The organism is Peribacillus sp. FSL E2-0159 (genome assembly GCF_038643155.1).
In the GTDB taxonomy this organism is placed as follows: Bacteria; Bacillota; Bacilli; order Bacillales; family DSM-1321; genus Peribacillus; species Peribacillus simplex.
The window spans coordinates 3050717-3067737 of record NZ_CP152053.1 but is presented as its reverse complement, the minus strand read 5'-3'; the positions used below and the strand labels follow the sequence as shown (position 1 = coordinate 3067737).

The window sequence follows — 17021 nt, the reverse complement described above, 5'->3', positions numbered from 1 at the left end:
CAATTCTGATTATTTAAAATTTTCAGATTTAAAAGATTGATTAAGGCAGGGAGGCTAATTATGATAGTTTTTGACCGAGTAAATAAGTATTTTGGCGATTTCCATGTATTGAAAGAAATTAATCTTACAATTAAGCAGGGAGAAGTGGTGGTGGTCATTGGACCGTCCGGATCAGGGAAAAGTACATTGCTTCGATGCATTAATCGTCTAGAGACCATTTCGGAAGGTTCCCTGTCCATTAATGGTTTAAATGTAGCGGATAAAAAAACGGATATAAACAAACTCCGTCGGAATATCGGTATGGTTTTCCAGCATTTTCACTTGTATCCTCATAAAACCGTGCTTGAGAATATCATGCTTGCTCCCAGGAAAGTTTTAGGACAATCCGAAGAGGAAGCGAAAAAAATCGCACAAAAGTATCTTGAGAAAGTAGGGATTGGTGATAAAGCGAATTCATTTCCTTCTCAGCTTTCAGGTGGACAGCAGCAAAGGGTAGCGATTGCCAGAGGTTTGGCGATGGGCCCTGAAATCATGTTATTTGATGAACCTACCTCAGCCTTGGATCCAGAAATGATTGGCGAGGTACTGGATGTAATGAAAGCACTTGCCCATGAAGGAATGACGATGGTGGTGGTTACGCACGAAATGGGATTTGCCCGTGAAGTAGCGGATCGAATCGTATTCATGGACGAAGGCAGGGTTTTAGAAGAGGCATCACCGGCTGAGTTCTACGCAAATCCTCGTGAAGAGAGGGCTCGTTTATTCCTTAGCCGTATTTTAAATCATTAAATAAAAAACAGGGGTGAATTACATGTTAAAGAAAAAGAAATGGTTAAAATTATCTTTGCTATCATTACTGGCTGTCATTTTATTAGCTGGATGCGGCGGAGGGAAGGATTCAGACAAAGCTGAAGAGGGTGGAGGCAAAGACAAAGAAAAAGATGTTCTCACGCAAGTGAAGGAAAAAGATAAAATCGTTTTTGGTGTAAAAAATGATACAAGGCTATTCGGATTGAAGAATCCTAGTACTGGAGATGTAGAAGGCTTTGATATTGATATCGCCAAAGCTCTTGCAGCAGAAATCCTTGGTGATGAGAATAAAGTTGAATTTAAAGAAGTGACTTCTAAGACAAGGATGGCATTATTGAATAATGGTGATATCGATGCGATTGTAGCGACCATGACAATCACGGAAGATCGTAAAAAAGAAGTTGACTTCACTGATGTTTACTTTGATGCCGGACAATCTTTGTTAGTCAAAAAGGGCAGCGATATCAAGGGGATTGATAGCTTAAAAGGGAAAAAGGTATTGGCCGTCAAGGGCTCTACTTCTTCCATAAATATCCGTGAAAAAGCTCCTGAAGCACAAGTGCTTGAATTTGAAAACTATTCCGAAGCGTTCGCTGCACTTAAATCCGGACAAGGGGATGCATTGACCACGGATGATTCCATCCTTTATGGAATGGCAGATGAAGATCCAAGTTATGAGCTTGTTGGCGGTACATTTACTGAAGAGCCTTATGGAATTGCCGTGAAAAAAGGAAATGCTGACTTTGTTGACGAGTTGAATAAAGCCCTTAAGTCACTTAAAGATTCAGGCAAGTACGATGAAATCCATGATAAATGGATTAAACATTAAACATTTTAGCAAATGTATAATGGATGTTGGCCTTAAATAACATTTGAACATTTGTCTGTAAGGATGAGCGCTTTGCTCATCCTTACTAGTTAAAGGAGTGTATGCCGTGCTTGATTTCTCCATTTTAACAGAGAATCTGGATATGTATTTATTAGGCTTTAAAAATACGATCATGTCGAGTTTGATCGCGTTGGTAGCGAGTTTGATTCTTGGTGTGCTTATTGCTATCATGCGGATTGCGCCGATAAAGCCACTAAACTGGCTGGGTACCGCCTATGTCGAGTTCATTCGGAACATACCGTTATTGATCATTACCTTTTTCTTCTTTCTCGGTCTTAAACTAAGCGGTCTATACGCAGGGACATTAGCCTTGACCATTTACACTTCATCTTTCATAGCTGAGGCAATTCGAGCCGGCATACTTTCCGTGCCAAAGGGTCAAATGGAAGCTGCGCGTTCTTCAGGTCTGACATATGGTCAGGCAATGAGGCTCGTCATATTGCCACAGGCCGTTAAAATAGTCATTCCTCCTTTAGGGAACCAATTTATCAATCTAGTTAAGAATTCTTCCATTTTAGCCGTCGTTGCAGGACTCGATCTTATGTACCACGGGGATTTGATTTCTTCAAGGACATTTGTCGTGTTTGATGTCTATATTTTCGTTGCAGCGTTTTACTTAATACTTACCATTCCTTTAAGTTTTGGCGTTGGTTATTTGGAAAAACGTCTGGCTAAGAGTAATTGAGGGAGGTATATGATATGGATTTTGCAGGTGCCTATACACCAGATAATCTTAAGTTTTTATTAGAAGGATTTTGGGTAACGCTCCAGGTAGCTTTTATATCCATTATTCTAAGTTTCATTATTGGCGGGCTTGTAGGTATAATCCGTTACGCAAAAGTGCCTGTGTTATCACAAATATTAGCTTTGATTGTAGAAACGGTACGTAATTTACCGCTGTTATTAATAATATTTTTTACGTATTTTGCTTTGCCGGAGGTACGGATTAAACTGGAAATCATTCCAGCAGCCATTGTTGCCTTGACAATTTTCGAGTCAGCCATGCTTTCTGAAGTCATTCGAAGTGGGCTTAAATCCATTGATAAAGGGCAAATGGAAGCTGCCCGTTCATCAGGCTTGAGCTATACACAGGCATTGATACATATTATTCTGCCCCAAGCGCTGCGCCGCATGGTTCCTCCCATTGTCAGCCAATTCATTTCTTTATTAAAGGATACCTCTTTAGCTGTTGTCATCTCTTTGCCGGAGCTGACTCATCATGGTCAAATCATATATGGACAAAGTCAAAAGTATTTGATACCGATTTTGATCCTGGTGGCACTCATGTACTTCATTGTGAACTATAGTCTATCTTTGGTAGCCCAGAGACTTGAATTAAAACGAACCTAAAAAAACGACTCAGAAATGAGTCGTTTTCTATTTGTCTACAAAAGGAGGTTCGGATTGATCCCACAACGAACCATGATTAGAAAAGTAGACTTGGTTATCCTCCAAGATTTTATTCATTTATATGGGATAAAACCTCACTAGATTGAAGAAATTTGCGACACTCCTGCCGAATACCTGGCTAGCCGAGACCCTATAGAAGCTTGGCAGACAGACGGCGGAAAGGGAGCAGATTTCTGAAATCAACTGGAATATTAGTGATTAATGAGTACATAAAAAATGAATCTTTTGCTTTTAATAACCGTATATATAAAAGAAGAAAGAAGGTGGAATATATGTCGGAAATTAAACAAAGCAATAGCAAAGCAATTGTATCATTTATCATGGGGGTATTATCCCTGTTTATTCCAGTCATAGGCATCATATTAGGTATTCTAGGATTAATATTTGCATCGAAGAGTAAACAAGAAATTAAGCTTACTGGTGAATCTGGAAAGGGATTAGTTACAGCCGGAAAAGTGTGCAGCATTATTGGAATAATCTTGAATGTTCTCATGATTCTGATTTTCCTGTTGTTTTTTTATTTTGTAGTTGATACAAACATAACAACCTATTAAATGTAAGTATTAACTTGACAAACTAGGAAAAGTAAATTAAACCTGTATAAAATGGAAATTCATGTTATAATTAATATAAAAACCTAAATATTGTATGAAGGGATGATATTTTGACCATTCAAATCTTTGAGTATCCAGCCGTATTCTATTATGAAAAGCACCCGTTGATTATCGACTCATTTTCCGTTCAAGTTTGTTTCCCGGATTTTAAGCGAAAAGGAATCATTTCTTCCGTTAGCGGTAGGAATCGGGTAGATGCCTTAGCTTGTGCTCAAGAACTGTTGGAATCCATGGTCGAACATTTTATTCACGATAAAAAAACAATCCCGGATGCTAGTGAAATGGAAAAGGTGAATCTTGATAGGGGAATTAATATATGTGAGGCTGCACCCTTCAGGATTGAAATAGAAAATATCACATATGAAAAATAAAAAAACCTTGCCGGTTAGAGGACAAGGTTTTTATTTTGTATTTCTTGAAATTCAACGAACATTTTGTATTCCGGAATGTCAGAGCATAAAATTAGTACATAGTATATTATTTTTTGTAGTTAGGTGAAAACGACGTGATAATGATATCATTATTTAAAATACCCAGGCGTTAAATTTTTTAAAAAACCATCATTACCTGTAAAAGGAATGATGGTTTTTTGTTTCGCTTAAAAATTCCCTTTAATTATTTTTAATTTTTGGGGAAAGGATATTGCGTTCTTTATAACGAATATGTATAGTATAGGTAACATAGGTAAAAAGTATCAATAGTTATATATTTTGGAGGTGTATGTGTGAAATATTATATAGCATCAGACGAAAAAAATTTAAAACAAGTAAAATCATTGATCAAGAAATTGACTTCAAAAGGATTTATTTGTGTGAATGACTTCAATTTAATTACGAATGATGAGAAAAACCAAATAACTGACGGTATTGGAGAATATGAAAAAAAGGGGATTGAAGAAGCCGACTTCATGCTGATCTTCCTAACTGCAGGCAAAGGTAATCTATATGAGCTTGGGTATGCATTATCTTTAAATAAGAAAATTATAGTGTATTCACCTGAGAAAGACAATTATCATATTAATAAAAAATCAATATTTCATAATCTGCCAGAGGTAACAATCTGCAGCGGGACTTTTTATAAGCTGGTTAAATTGATACATACGCTTTCACCGGAAGGATCTGAAAAAGATTCACTGCATCTTAATTAAATGTCAAATGTGAAATTTAAAGGATACCCTCTAATAAAATTTCTTTTGAACGAAGTGTTTAATGTATTGAAAATGAGGGTAAGCACCATTAAAAAAAGGGAGAGGACTGTTTTGGCCATTATTGATATCGACCAATTATTATTAGCAACTGAAGCGATTGCAGAAGAGTCAGTTCCATTCCATCTAGATACATTTGACATTGATCAACTTTTAGATAAAACGGATTATTGGAATTGGTAAGGAAAAGCATGCCGAGAGAGGATATGCTTTTTTTCTGAGTGAAAATAACCTGATTACCCATATAAAATTATACATGTAATCAGGTAAGTGAGGATATTTAAGATAAAGTTAAAACCGGCGTCCTTTTACGAATCCTAAAATCACAAACATCGCGATGGTTCCAATTACAAAAATTGCTTTAATGGATGCTACGAGAATTTCATCGTACATTCTTATTACCTCCTTGTATGTAATGACAGTGCGATTATGATTAGCTGTTAATGTATAAATTATAACATAAAGTCAATAACTGATGGTGGAAAATTAAAGACGATATGGGTAATAATGTATAGGTTGTACAGATAATACATAAAAAAAGATATCCTCTAAAAGTGGATATCGGTAAGGAAAATTATTTAAGTCCAAGCGCTTTTTTCGTTTTTGGTCCGACGATCCCATCAGAAGTGAGTTTTTTGGATTTTTGGAATTTCTTTACGGCTGTTTCGGTGTTCTTACCAAATGACCCATCTATTCCTTTAGTGCTGTATCCAAGTTTAGTTAATCTTTTTTGCAGTTCTGTTACTTGGGGGCCACTGCTTCCTTTCTTCAGGGTAGCGTTTGTATTTACAGGTAGGCTCACAGATCCGCTCACTTTATATCCATTCGTGGCAGCTATGTTGGCAAAAGATTTATTCGAATTGGCAATCAAGACTACAGTGTTCATTTTCACCTTATCGTACAGCCATTGAACATCACCGTTATACATACGAATACAACCGGCACTTATATATTTCCCAATGGTTGTAGGATCATTATTACCGTGTATTGCGTACGTATTTCCTGGTGTATTCCTTGCATTGATCCCCAGCCACCTTTTACCTAGAGGGTTTTTTGGGTCTCCACCTCTAATGTTGCCTTTATAGTAGGGACGATTCACAATTTTTGTCACTACCTTGAACTTTCCTTCAGGAGTGTAGGAGGTTTTCTTTCCTGTCGCCACGATGAATACCCTCACCAATTTATCATTTTCGTAATAGGCAAGCTGATTATTGGATTTATTGATGATGATCAGTTGTCTTGCTGCCGCATCTGAAGTATTACTGAATCCCAAAAAACTAAAGGCGAATAACAATACAAATACCATTAATTTTTTCATGTTTTTCCCCGTCCCTCATTTAAGCAACCTACATTTACACATATACTATCCTATGCATGAAGTGAGGCTAATGTGACAATTTTTTAAGATAAGGGTAGACTAATTAACTATGGGAATTTCAAAACTAGACCATTTTCTCCTTTTATGCATACATAGAGAATGCTGGGCACTATTTTTGGCCATATTACATACATTATTGAAGTGAAAGCGGAGGTGGGAAAGAATTGTCACGCCTAAAGGTGGAGGACTATCTAGAACAAGGCATCCATGGTCCAAAAGAAATTAAGCCTGGTGAACGAAGGGAATTTCTGAGCACATTACGGGAGCGCGTCATCATCGTTCTAAAAAAAAGCCAAGTCTTTGAAACGAATGTATATCCAGAGATAGAGCAAATGATGAAGCAATATCCCCGTTCAAATTTGTTTTTAAATGGTCAGATGGACTATCAATATCTAGGGAAATATATTAAATTGGCAATGAGTCATAATATTCCTTACAAAATCGTCCTAAACAAAGAGCATAATTCCAATTTGGGTCTGGTATTAGCAGAAAATAATGCCATAAACAAAGAAGAAATTTATATCGAGAAGCAAAATCATGCCATTCAAGTTATAAAAAAGAAAAGCTACAAGGCCTTTTTCAAAAGGTGGGTTAAAAAATTATTAAAAAAACGTTGATAGAATTATCAACGTTTTTAGTTTGTCTACAAAATGAGACTCGGAATGGTCTCACCCTGAACCATGATTTTAATACCAAGAAATTGGCGACACTCCTGCCGAGTAACTGGCTAGCCGAGAGCCCACAGACGCTTGGCAGAAAGTCGGCGGAAAGGGAGCGGATTTCTGAAATCAGCTGGAACTTTTTTGAAAGAATAAACTGCAGGCAAACTCGCTCATCTTTGAATTTGTCTACAGTCTGAAACGTTGATAGAAAAGACCTCATAATAGGATTCTTAATGATACAGCTCCTTTAATTAAGTGTGTAGACAACCATACCTGTTTATGTAATCCTTTTACGTAATCTATAAAACTTCCTGAAATTCCCTATCATCGTTTTTACTACGGAATAAGTGGGGATAGCGATTAAAATGCCAATGAAACCATATATCGATCCTGCAGCAAGCAGCAATAAGATAATGGTAAGGGGGTGAATGTTAAGCCGTTTTCCCATAATATTCGGTGTAACCAAGTGCCCTTCGACCTGTTGAACAATGGTAAGGACAATGAGTACTTTCACTGCCAACCCGATGTCTTGCTGTAAGGCTATGAAAAGGGCAGGGATGATACTAATTAATGGACCAAGGAATGGTACAACGGTAAAAGTCATGGCGAATAAGGCTAATACGAGTGCATAATCGAGATCGATAATCAGGTAGCCGATATACATCAAGGTCCCAATGACGATTGAAATGATGAATTGACCGATAATATAAGTTGAAAGGGCTTTATCGACGTCTTTTAAAATCGTGTTCCCCTCTGATTCTACATCGTTCGGTATATATTTTAATAGAAATGGTCTTAATTTTTCTCCATCCTTCAAGAAATAGAATAAAATGAATGGAGTAATGACCAATACTGTTAATACACTAGTGATTGTGGAAAAAATGGTATTGACATTCATAATGAGTTTTTCCGAGTAATTTTTCAAATGCGTGACCGCTTTTTCTTTCAGATCTTCCATATTAACCATTCCAAAATCATTTTTTTCAATCATAACTTCAGATTCTTTAGAGAATTCCTTGACTTTGCTGGGGAGGTTTTCAGATAATTTTTGAAATTGGTCCACTATTACAGGACTTCCAAAGTAACTTACCATCCCAATTAAACTAAATATAATCAAAAACACGATGAAGATGCTAGCTGACCTCGGGATAAATTCAGTTAAAAAATTAACGACTGGCCGTAATATATAGTATAAAAGTCCAGCCACAATAATAGGAAAAAACATGGCAGCAATGATTTTTTGTAGCGGCAGCAGAACGTAATCAATCTTACCTAGTAAAAAAATAATTAAAATGATCAATATGGTCGCGCATGCATATTTGAAAAACGGTTTATTGATCCACAAGACTATCCCTCCTAATTCCATCTCTTACATGATTCCCTGATTTAGCTTAATGTTAAACTATATAACTTGTTCAAATGTTGGTGCAAAACATGTTATAATGATAAACGTTTATCATTCAACTTTAATTCGATTGTAATGTTTCAATTTAGAAATGATCACAACTGCACGAGCAAAGGTTCCGGAGGGGATGACATAATCCATAAAATCTCCGGTGTGCTTCAGTTCCAAAAGATACACCGTTATGCCCATAAACAAACTAAAAAAAGGCATCATCAAAGGTAAATTCCGTTTAGGGAAGTTTACTTGAAAATGCCTTTTTGCAAGGTTTTAAATTAGGATATTTTACTAAATGTGTTCGTTACTCCTTGTTTCTGTTTACTTTGCATTTTTTTGATGTCGAGACGCAGCCAGATGGAGATGGCGAATGCTATCGCAATTAATACTGCGAAAACGTAGAATACCGGGATGTAGCTGTTCGTACTTTCCCTGATTGCAGTAACCAACATTGGTCCGCAAACCCCGCCTAGAGACCACGTAGTTAAAAGATAACCGTGGATGGCCCCAATTTCCTTAGTTCCAAATAAATCCCCGGCAAACGCAGGGAGATTTGAAAATCCTCCTCCATAACAACTAACGACCAGCAAGATGAGTCCTTGGAACAATAGTGTATTTGTAGTCGTTGGAAGTAAAAGGAACGCTCCGATTTGAATGATGAAGAAAATGACGAAAACATTTGGACGGCCAATATAATCAGATGCTGCTGCCCAGCCAAGTCTTCCTCCTCCATTAAAGATTCCCATAATGCCGACTAATGTTGCTGCACCTGCTACAGACAGACCAACAACGTCTTGAGCCATAGGTGAAGCTACAGAAATCATCATGATCCCTGCACTTGTATTTATCAATTTCATGGACCATAACATCCAGAAGTGTTTTGTTTTAACCGCTTCTTTTGCAGTTAATTGCCTTAGGTCTTTCTTCAGTTCTTTCTTACCGGACTCAATATCTTTCTTCATTCCTTCAGGCAGCCAGTTGGCCTTTGGAGGTGCAATATAGGATGCACCTAAGAACATCAGTATGAAATAGCCTGCGCCTAATATATAATATGTAGTATAAATGCCAACGGATTCCATAAGGCTTGCAGCTACTGGGGCTGTAATGAGAGCTCCGGCACCGAAACCTAATACTGCCATTCCTGTTGCCAATCCTCTGCGATCTGGGAACCATTTGACTAAAGTGGATACTGGTGAAATGTACCCAATCCCCATACCAAGTCCACTTAAAACCCCATATGTCAATAGGTAAAGCGGAAGTGAATCGACCATTACTGCCAAACCGGAACCAGCTTGTCCTAAACCGAATAAAACAGCCGCCACCAAAGCTGACTTTCTTGGGCCATTTTTTTCTACGAATTTACCAAAGAAGGCAGCAGAAGTTCCTGCAAGCGCCATCATTATTGTGAATGCTAACGTTACTTCAGTTTCTGTCCACCCCATAGTCTCAACTAATGGTTTTTTGTAAACGCTATATGCGTATGCACCACCAATGGAAAGGTGAATGGCGATAGCGGATAAAGCGATTAACCATCTGTTTTTTGTCATGTTGTTACCCCTTTTCGTCAAAAATAAGAAAGTTGCATGCGTTTTATCTATAATATATCGTTTTGCATGCGTTTTATCTATCTTGTGGGATAAGTATATAAGATTATTATTTAGTAGTAAACTACTAAATTGAATTTCATGAAAAATTTCCCTCTATATTCCATTGGATTAAAATTGGGAATGGCAAGAAAAAAACCAACTTTATGAATCAGAATAAAAAATGTTATATTTTCTTACGTTTTTAATATACATATAAGTTTGTAGGTATCAGCTCTAAGTGTTTTTAGAGCACCTGTAATCACGAACTTGCTGCACATCTTTTTATTTATCGATGTTCCTGTTTACCAAAAGGGAAACGATTGAATTTACTTAAGGTGCCATGATGGAATAACTAGAATTATTCTCATTGGCTTTATTGTAATTATTTTGTTAAAATAATCTAATATTCACGATTTCAAGACACCATAGCGAACAATCGGAATTGATATTTTTTGAGAGGTTTCAGGAATAATTAATTCTTTTTTCAGGAATCATAGTCTGGAAATCAAAAAAATTCCATTTATTTTAAAAAAATTCCGAAAATTTCGTCTTAAAGGGTTGAACTATGATTCCTGATAGGAGTAAACTAATTAAAGATAGATTTTATGGAAGTGAAATCTTGTAAATTTAATCAACAAGGGGTTTTGGTAATGAAGGAACATGACATGCAAATCACGCTTAGTACAACAAAGAAAGAAAAACCACAGGCGGACCAGCTTGAGTTCGGTAAGCAGTTTACCGATCATATGTTTATTATGGATTACACACAAGGGCAAGGGTGGCATGATCCAAGAATTGTTCCTTATCAACCGCTCTCATTAGAGCCGTCAGCTATGATTTTTCACTATGGTCAATCCGTTTTTGAAGGATTGAAGGCATATGCAACACCAGAGGAAGAAATTATCTTATTCCGTCCGGAAAAGAATTTCCAACGCTTAAATAGTTCAAATAGCCGATTATGCATACCGGATATCGACGTTGATTTTGCGTTGAAGGCCTTAAAGACTTTAATTAGCGTTGATAAGGATTGGATTCCCCAGGCAGAAGGGACATCATTATATATTAGGCCATTCATTATAGCTACTGAGCCTTATCTTGGAGTTTCTCCATCGGATAAATATCAGTTCATCATCATCATGTCTCCAGTGGGATCGTATTACAAAGAAGGCATTCATCCAGTTAAAATTGCAGTGGAGTCAGCTTTCACACGTGCAGTTAATGGAGGTACAGGTGAAGCCAAAACGGGCGGTAATTATGCATCGAGCTTAAAAGCCCAGGAAGTATCCGAAAAGATGGGTTATGCCCAAGTTCTGTGGTTAGACGGAGTAGAGAAGAAGTATATCGAAGAAGTTGGAAGCATGAATGTTTTCTTCAAAATTAATGGTGAAATTATCACTCCTGCTTTAAATGGAAGTATCCTTCCGGGTATTACTCGTGATTCCATTATTGAATTGCTGAAACATTGGGGTCTTCCGGTGTCGGAAAGACGCATTTCGATGGAGGAAGTCCATGAAGCCTATAAATTAGGTCAATTGGAAGAGGCATTTGGAACGGGTACAGCCGCGGTCATATCACCAATTGGTGAATTTTTGTGGAATGGTGAAGAAATGATTGTTCAAAACGGGGAAACTGGAGAACTTTCTAGAAAGCTTTATGATACACTGACAGGTGTGCAAACAGGTAAAGTCGCAGACGAGTTGAACTGGACTACGAAAGTTGAAGAAAAAGTGACTCAATGATACTTAAACAAAAAAAACCTTCTTAGAAGGTTTTTTTGTTTTCACATAATCATTTTGTGTCTTATGGCAACCGCGACGGCCTCTGTCCGATGATTCACTCCCAATTTCCTGATAGCAGAAGAAATATGATCTCTGACGGTAAATTCACTAACGCTCATTTTTGGTGCCATTTGCTTTAATCCCATTCCATTGGCTAAATATTGAAGGACCTCCACTTCACGTTTGCTTAGAAGGTAAGTGGGAGGGGCGGAATCCATTGTTGAACCGAAAGCCAGTTTTAAATAATGGGAAAGCTTCATTAAATCATTCTTGGTAATTGGCTCGTTGGCGTGAATGGGGTCGACCAAAACTAAACCGATGGCCAAGTCATTCACAATTATCGGAATGATTGCCAATGATGAGATGGAAAATCTTTTAACGTATTTTGCAGGGATGGAGGATTTTGCATGCTGGATGGTTAAGAATATGGGTTCGTTATGGATGACTGCTTGGTGGATGGGGTATATATCATGAATATTTTCTCTAACATTATGTAATGAAAAGGTATCTTCACTTGTACATGCACATATTCCTTCACCCATTCCCGTTAAACATGAGTAACTGAATAAAGATGCTCGTTGAAATGAAAAAAAATCCACACAGCCCTTTACGATCATTTGTGATTTATTTGCCATATCTTTTTGTTGGGAAATCTTTTTTACATGATTCAACAGAGTTTCCTCAAGCATTCGACTTTATTCCTCCCTACATTTTCAGTGCTAGGATAAATGCTACTAATATCTTACAATATAATGAAAACTCTTACAAATTAAAAAAATCCAGAGATTCAAAAGTTCATAATTTCAAGGAGGCATTACCATGAAAAGAATGAATTTAACGACAACCAGCCGGAGTTTTAGAGAAGGTTCCCTACCATTTAAACTTTATCAAAAGGCTAAGAAATTCGGGATATGGAATCCTCGTGACATTGATTTCAGCCAGGATAAAGAAGATTGGAAGTCATTTACTGATATTGAAAGGCAAGTGTTATTAAGGATCATTTCCCTTTTTCAGGGCGGAGAAGAAGCGGTGACGTTGGATTTGCTGCCGCTCATTATGACGATAGCCAAGGAAGGCAGGATCGAAGAAGAAATGTACTTAACGACATTCCTTTTCGAGGAAGCGAAGCATATGGAGTTCTTTCGTTATACGTTAGATCAAATAGGTGAAACGGGTGATTTGACGGTTTATCACTCAGACACTTATAAATCGATTTTTTATGAAATATTGCCTGAAGCGATGGAGAAACTTTTATCTGATCAATCCCCTGAAGCGTTGGCAGAGGCAGCCACTGTTTATAATATGTTTACCGAGGGCGTTCTTGCGGAAACTGGATATTTCGGGTTTTATCAGACTCTCGAAGCTAATAAAATGATGCCTGGTCTATTAAAAGGCGTGGGTCTGTTGAAGAAGGATGAATCACGCCATATTGCTTATGGGACCTTCCTGCTGCAGAGAATCATCAGTGAACATCCACATATCTTTAAACAGGTTGAAAAGAGAATGGAGGAACTTTCACCACTGGCCATCGCGTTAAATACGGAGGGATATGATCGGTTCGGAAATCCATTTGATAATGACCAACAAGCTATATTGAATTTTACCATGAAACAATTATCCGTGCGGATGGAGATTTTAGCCAGGGCAAAAGGAAAGGGGATTGAAGAGATCTATCAAACTAACGAAAAGGAATATGGGGTTTTGTAAAGCCAATAAAAGAGACAAGTTTAGTGTCCATTTTACATTTGATAATGACTGGCCATCAGAAACTTGGTGGCAGGGCATGAACAATTCTTAATTGCGAATATAGACTAATATATCTGAGGTGAAATTTTATGATGGTAAACGCTCATTCGAATTTTTGGTTAAGGTCTTCAGTTTACAGTGGCACTAACACCCGTTCACTCATTCCGGACCTATTCAATGGTCTCGGGGCCAAAAGGATTCTACTCGTGAGTGATGCCGGGTTGGAAAATGCAGGTGTCGTTAAAAAGGTTGCCGAAACTTTTGAGCAACAGAAATTAGGTGCCAGAGCTGAAATAGTTGGACAGTTTCTGGGTGTTACACAAGACGCAGCGAGTGAATGTGTAAACGAAGCATTGAAATATGCTCGCGAAGTGAATGCCGATGCCATACTTGCCATTGGTGGAGGGAGTGTCATTGATACCGCAAAAGCATTGAAATTCGGATTATATAAAGGAATTGCGGATATTAATGATTCGATACCAAGCGGTTATCTGTATGAGGGTTTTCCAAAAGCCCAATCTATGAATATCCCGCATATTTCCGTAGCCACAACAGCAGGAACCGGTTCTGAAGTATCCCCGATCGCAGTCATATATAATGAACATAAAAAAGTCAAAATGAATATATACAATGTTTTTTTAAGTTCTGATATTGCCATTCTAGATCCCGAGTTAACAGTCGGACTGCCAAATGATATTACGGCGTTTACTGGTGCAGATGCATTGACACATGCAATTGAAGCGATCGTCTCACCTGCAGCGACATCAATAACCGATGCTTATGCATTTCAGGCCATTCGAGTTATTGAAAGAAATTTACCGAGGGCAGTAAAGGACGGAACGAATATTGAGGCCAGAATGGAATTGCTGCATGGAAGCATGATGGGAATCACTGCATTTTGTAGTGCATTGAATGCGATTCCGGTTCATAACTTTGCCCACGCGTATGGGGCGTTATTCCGTATTCCGCATGGATTGGCCAATGCCGTATTATTACCGGCCGTCATGGAATCAACCCCGGATTTATATCTTCCAAAGGCCCATTTGATAGCCGAAGCCTTTAGTGTGAAAATACATGATGAAGATTCAAAAGGGATCCTAGCGAAAGTGGTTGAAAAGCTCCGGGTTTTCCTATCTGATCTTGGGCTGCCCTCCGACTTCAGCGCCTATGGAATTAACCAGTCAGATATGGAAAGGGTTCTTAAAGCAGTAATGACGGATCCAGCTGCCACTAATTACCCGATGTCAGAGGAATTAATAATGTCAGTAGTTTCAAGAGTTTCAAAAGTTTCACCCGTGAGAATTAATTAATACTAAAAAAAGCCAACCCATAAAGGTTGGCTTTTTTGCGTTGTGTAATAATTGCCATATGTTAAGTCCCAAAATTTTTCGTTCAGTCAGTTCGTTTCGATATATGATCTTTTAAAAGAGCAACCCCAACCGGAATCGACACTTGTTAATGATTTTTTCCTAAGTTCTCCTGTGCCATCTTTATAAGTTCCTTGACCATTCCTCCGCCTAACTTTCCGCCTATTTTTCCATTCTGCTTGGATGTCAGTTCACCGTTATAATCTTTTTTCAGGGGTACGCCCATTTCTTTTGCTACTTCAAACTTTGCTTCTTCGGGATTCTTTGTACCAGCAACTTTGGCTTTTAAATCATCGAGTCCTTTTCGCGCTTCAGATACTAGAATTTTTCTTCTCCTTGCCATTAAGCATCACTCCTATTTTTTTCTTAGGTTATCCTAATGTAAAGAAAATGATTAACATGAAGGGAATCCCGATGAACCCTGAGGCAGTCATAAACTCTTACATAAAGAAATAATTATAAAGGATGCAACGGATTGAGTTGATTTGCGGTTCGATGAAGTTTTAGTTTATTTAAAGCGGGTAACTTATAATAAAACGATTTAAGGAGAAAAATGATGCTGACTGCTAATTCAAGTTTGTTAACAAAAGAGGATATGACAAATCCCGATCGAGTGCCGCAATGGCTAATTAAGGAATATCAAACATTCCATGATACAGTTACCGATAAAACCTTTCCATGTTATTTTGGTATGAAAGCTGAAAATAAAGGGGAACTTCGTTATGCATATATCACACAGGAAGATTGGTCCAATCTCCCAAAAGCAGTGGAAAGCTTTCTTGATTTATTTCAGGAACCACCATATATCAGGCACGGCCTTTTCGTCTTTATGGAGCCTGAATCCATAGAGGGTGATATAGAATTTTACCGTAAAAGGTTTTGGGATATCCTGCAATATCTGCATAAAGCAGATGAAAAACCTTGGCCAATCGAAAAGCCGAAAGATCCCGAGCATTATTTATGGGACTATCATTTTGCAGGGCAACCAATCTTTGTCTTTGGTAATGCACCTGCTTATAAACAGCGTAAAACCCGAGATTTAGGGAATAGCCTTGTACTTGGATTCCAACCCCGGATGATTTTTGAAGGCTTGGAAGGAACGGAAAAAGGCGGAATCATGTCGCGTGAAAAGGTTCGTGAACGAGTTGAGAAGTGGGATAACCTTCCTAAACATCCTGATATCAGTCACTTTGGAGATGTGAATCATAATGAATGGAAACAATTTTTCATTGGGGATGATATAGAACCGATAAAAGGTAAGTGTCCATTCCATCATAAAGAGTTAACTTAACCGAGGGCAAATTGCTCTCGGTTTTTTTCGCGTCTGTCGGGGATAAAAAATTCATTCGCGCAAATTCCTGAAATGTACATTTGAAAATAAAAAACATATCTCTTGCCTTATTGGATTTTCAGTTTTATAATGTGAAAGTAGCAATTGCAGTTAATTCGAGATATATGGATTAAATGCTATTTTTATAAAAACATACAAAATTAACAATTGGGGGAACAAAAATGTCTAAAGTATTATTTGTTAAATCAAATGACCGCCCAGCGGATCAAGCAATTAGTGTCAAAATGTATGAAACGTTTTTGAACACATATAAGGAAGCAAATAGTAACGATGAAATAACTGAATTGGATTTATTTAAACTGAACTTACCTTACTACGGAAATACAGCAATTACTGCCCTATATAAACGCAGCCAAGGTATAGAATTGACTGAAGAAGAAGTGGAGATTGCCGATATCGTGCAACAATACTTGAATCAATTTCTTGCTGCAGATAAAGTAGTATTTGCCTTCCCGCTATGGAACGCAACGGTTCCGGCACCATTGGTAACTTATATTTCATATCTTGCTCAAGCGGGAACAACATTCAAATATACAGCTGAAGGCCCAGTCGGCTTAGCTGGAGGTAAAAAAGTGGCTTTACTTAATGCACGCGGATCGGATTATGCTTTGCCTGGAATGGATGCTGGCGAAATGGCAGAGAAATACGTAACGATGAATTTGAACTTATGGGGCATAACAAACCCAGAAACAGTCGTAATCGAAGGACATAATCAATATCCAGATCGTTCACAGGATATCGTTGCAAAAGGATTGGCGAAAGTTGCTGAAACTGCAGCAAAATTCTAATTATAAAACGGAAAACCAGTATGTATTTTTAGCATACTG

Annotated in this window: 19 protein-coding genes; 14 read left to right on the top strand and 5 right to left on the bottom strand. The window is 37.8% G+C overall.

The genetic code is table 11. The features are described from left to right. The first annotated feature begins 60 nt into the window (after window positions 1-60). The 8 genes from NYE63_RS14950 to NYE63_RS14915 all read left to right on the top strand — a co-directional run bounded on the left by NYE63_RS14950 (window position 61) and on the right by NYE63_RS14915 (window position 5110). Entirely contained in the window at window positions 61-789 is a 729-nt protein-coding gene (locus NYE63_RS14950; protein WP_342601686.1) for an amino acid ABC transporter ATP-binding protein, read from the top strand. A gap of 22 nt (window positions 790-811) precedes the next feature. Beyond that, entirely contained in the window at window positions 812-1639 is an 828-nt protein-coding gene (locus tag NYE63_RS14945) for a transporter substrate-binding domain-containing protein (protein ID WP_342601685.1), read from the top strand. A 106-nt stretch (window positions 1640-1745) separates the two neighbouring features. Beyond that, entirely contained in the window at window positions 1746-2384 is a 639-nt protein-coding gene (locus tag NYE63_RS14940) for an amino acid ABC transporter permease (RefSeq protein ID WP_089364247.1), read from the top strand. Between the two features lie 14 nt (window positions 2385-2398). After that, entirely contained in the window at window positions 2399-3049 is a 651-nt protein-coding gene (locus NYE63_RS14935) for an amino acid ABC transporter permease (protein ID WP_063234989.1), read from the top strand. Between the two features lie 332 nt (window positions 3050-3381). Continuing rightward, window positions 3382-3663 (top strand): DUF4190 domain-containing protein, encoded by a 282-nt coding sequence (locus NYE63_RS14930; RefSeq protein WP_342601684.1) that lies wholly within the window; start codon window positions 3382-3384, stop codon window positions 3661-3663. 110 nt (window positions 3664-3773) lie between these two features. Continuing rightward, on the top strand, window positions 3774-4094 hold the full coding sequence (locus NYE63_RS14925; protein ID WP_342601683.1) for a hypothetical protein: 321 nt from the start codon (window positions 3774-3776) through the stop codon (window positions 4092-4094). Window positions 4095-4420: 326 nt separating this feature from the next. Further along, entirely contained in the window at window positions 4421-4870 is a 450-nt protein-coding gene (locus NYE63_RS14920) for a nucleoside 2-deoxyribosyltransferase (RefSeq protein ID WP_342605774.1), read from the top strand. 66 nt (window positions 4871-4936) lie between these two features. Beyond that, entirely contained in the window at window positions 4937-5110 is a 174-nt protein-coding gene (locus tag NYE63_RS14915) for a hypothetical protein (RefSeq protein ID WP_342601682.1), read from the top strand. Between the two features lie 391 nt (window positions 5111-5501). Here the strand turns inward: NYE63_RS14915 and NYE63_RS14910 are convergent, their stop codons facing one another. Continuing rightward, the gene (locus tag NYE63_RS14910; protein WP_342601681.1) at window positions 5502-6245 is read right to left on the bottom strand and encodes a L,D-transpeptidase family protein; all 744 of its coding nucleotides are present in this window, start codon (window positions 6243-6245) and stop codon (window positions 5502-5504) included. Window positions 6246-6469: 224 nt separating this feature from the next. Between NYE63_RS14910 and NYE63_RS14905 the strand changes: the two genes are divergently transcribed. After that, the gene (locus NYE63_RS14905; RefSeq protein WP_342601680.1) at window positions 6470-6922 is read left to right on the top strand and encodes a YueI family protein; all 453 of its coding nucleotides are present in this window, start codon (window positions 6470-6472) and stop codon (window positions 6920-6922) included. Between the two features lie 322 nt (window positions 6923-7244). Here NYE63_RS14905 and NYE63_RS14900 read toward each other — a convergent pair whose 3' ends face one another. Further along, window positions 7245-8312: an AI-2E family transporter gene (locus tag NYE63_RS14900; RefSeq protein WP_342601679.1), complete on the bottom strand. Its 1068-nt coding sequence runs from the start codon at window positions 8310-8312 to the stop codon at window positions 7245-7247. Between the two features lie 332 nt (window positions 8313-8644). Continuing rightward, a complete protein-coding gene (locus NYE63_RS14895; protein WP_342601678.1) occupies window positions 8645-9913 on the bottom strand; it encodes an OFA family MFS transporter in 1269 nt (422 codons plus the stop codon). A 689-nt stretch (window positions 9914-10602) separates the two neighbouring features. Between NYE63_RS14895 and NYE63_RS14890 the strand changes: the two genes are divergently transcribed. Next, window positions 10603-11691, top strand: a complete 1089-nt coding sequence (locus NYE63_RS14890) for a branched-chain amino acid aminotransferase (protein ID WP_342601677.1) — start codon at window positions 10603-10605, stop codon at window positions 11689-11691. A 41-nt stretch (window positions 11692-11732) separates the two neighbouring features. Here NYE63_RS14890 and NYE63_RS14885 read toward each other — a convergent pair whose 3' ends face one another. Further along, window positions 11733-12419 (bottom strand): LuxR C-terminal-related transcriptional regulator, encoded by a 687-nt coding sequence (locus NYE63_RS14885; RefSeq protein WP_098369533.1) that lies wholly within the window; start codon window positions 12417-12419, stop codon window positions 11733-11735. 130 nt (window positions 12420-12549) lie between these two features. On the opposite strand from NYE63_RS14885, the gene NYE63_RS14880 reads away from it, so the two are divergent. Both NYE63_RS14880 and NYE63_RS14875 read left to right on the top strand, forming a co-directional pair. Next, window positions 12550-13437, top strand: coding sequence for a R2-like ligand-binding oxidase (locus NYE63_RS14880; RefSeq protein ID WP_342601676.1), 888 nt, complete (start codon window positions 12550-12552; stop codon window positions 13435-13437). Between the two features lie 128 nt (window positions 13438-13565). Continuing rightward, on the top strand, window positions 13566-14786 hold the full coding sequence (locus tag NYE63_RS14875; RefSeq protein ID WP_342601675.1) for an iron-containing alcohol dehydrogenase: 1221 nt from the start codon (window positions 13566-13568) through the stop codon (window positions 14784-14786). A gap of 145 nt (window positions 14787-14931) precedes the next feature. Here NYE63_RS14875 and NYE63_RS14870 read toward each other — a convergent pair whose 3' ends face one another. Next, on the bottom strand, window positions 14932-15186 hold the full coding sequence (locus NYE63_RS14870; RefSeq protein WP_342601674.1) for an alpha/beta-type small acid-soluble spore protein: 255 nt from the start codon (window positions 15184-15186) through the stop codon (window positions 14932-14934). A gap of 213 nt (window positions 15187-15399) precedes the next feature. On the opposite strand from NYE63_RS14870, the gene NYE63_RS14865 reads away from it, so the two are divergent. Both NYE63_RS14865 and NYE63_RS14860 read left to right on the top strand, forming a co-directional pair. Next, window positions 15400-16134, top strand: coding sequence for a YqcI/YcgG family protein (locus NYE63_RS14865; RefSeq protein ID WP_342601673.1), 735 nt, complete (start codon window positions 15400-15402; stop codon window positions 16132-16134). Window positions 16135-16355: 221 nt separating this feature from the next. Further along, window positions 16356-16982 (top strand): FMN-dependent NADH-azoreductase, encoded by a 627-nt coding sequence (locus NYE63_RS14860; RefSeq protein WP_342601672.1) that lies wholly within the window; start codon window positions 16356-16358, stop codon window positions 16980-16982. Window positions 16983-17021 lie beyond the last annotated feature (39 nt).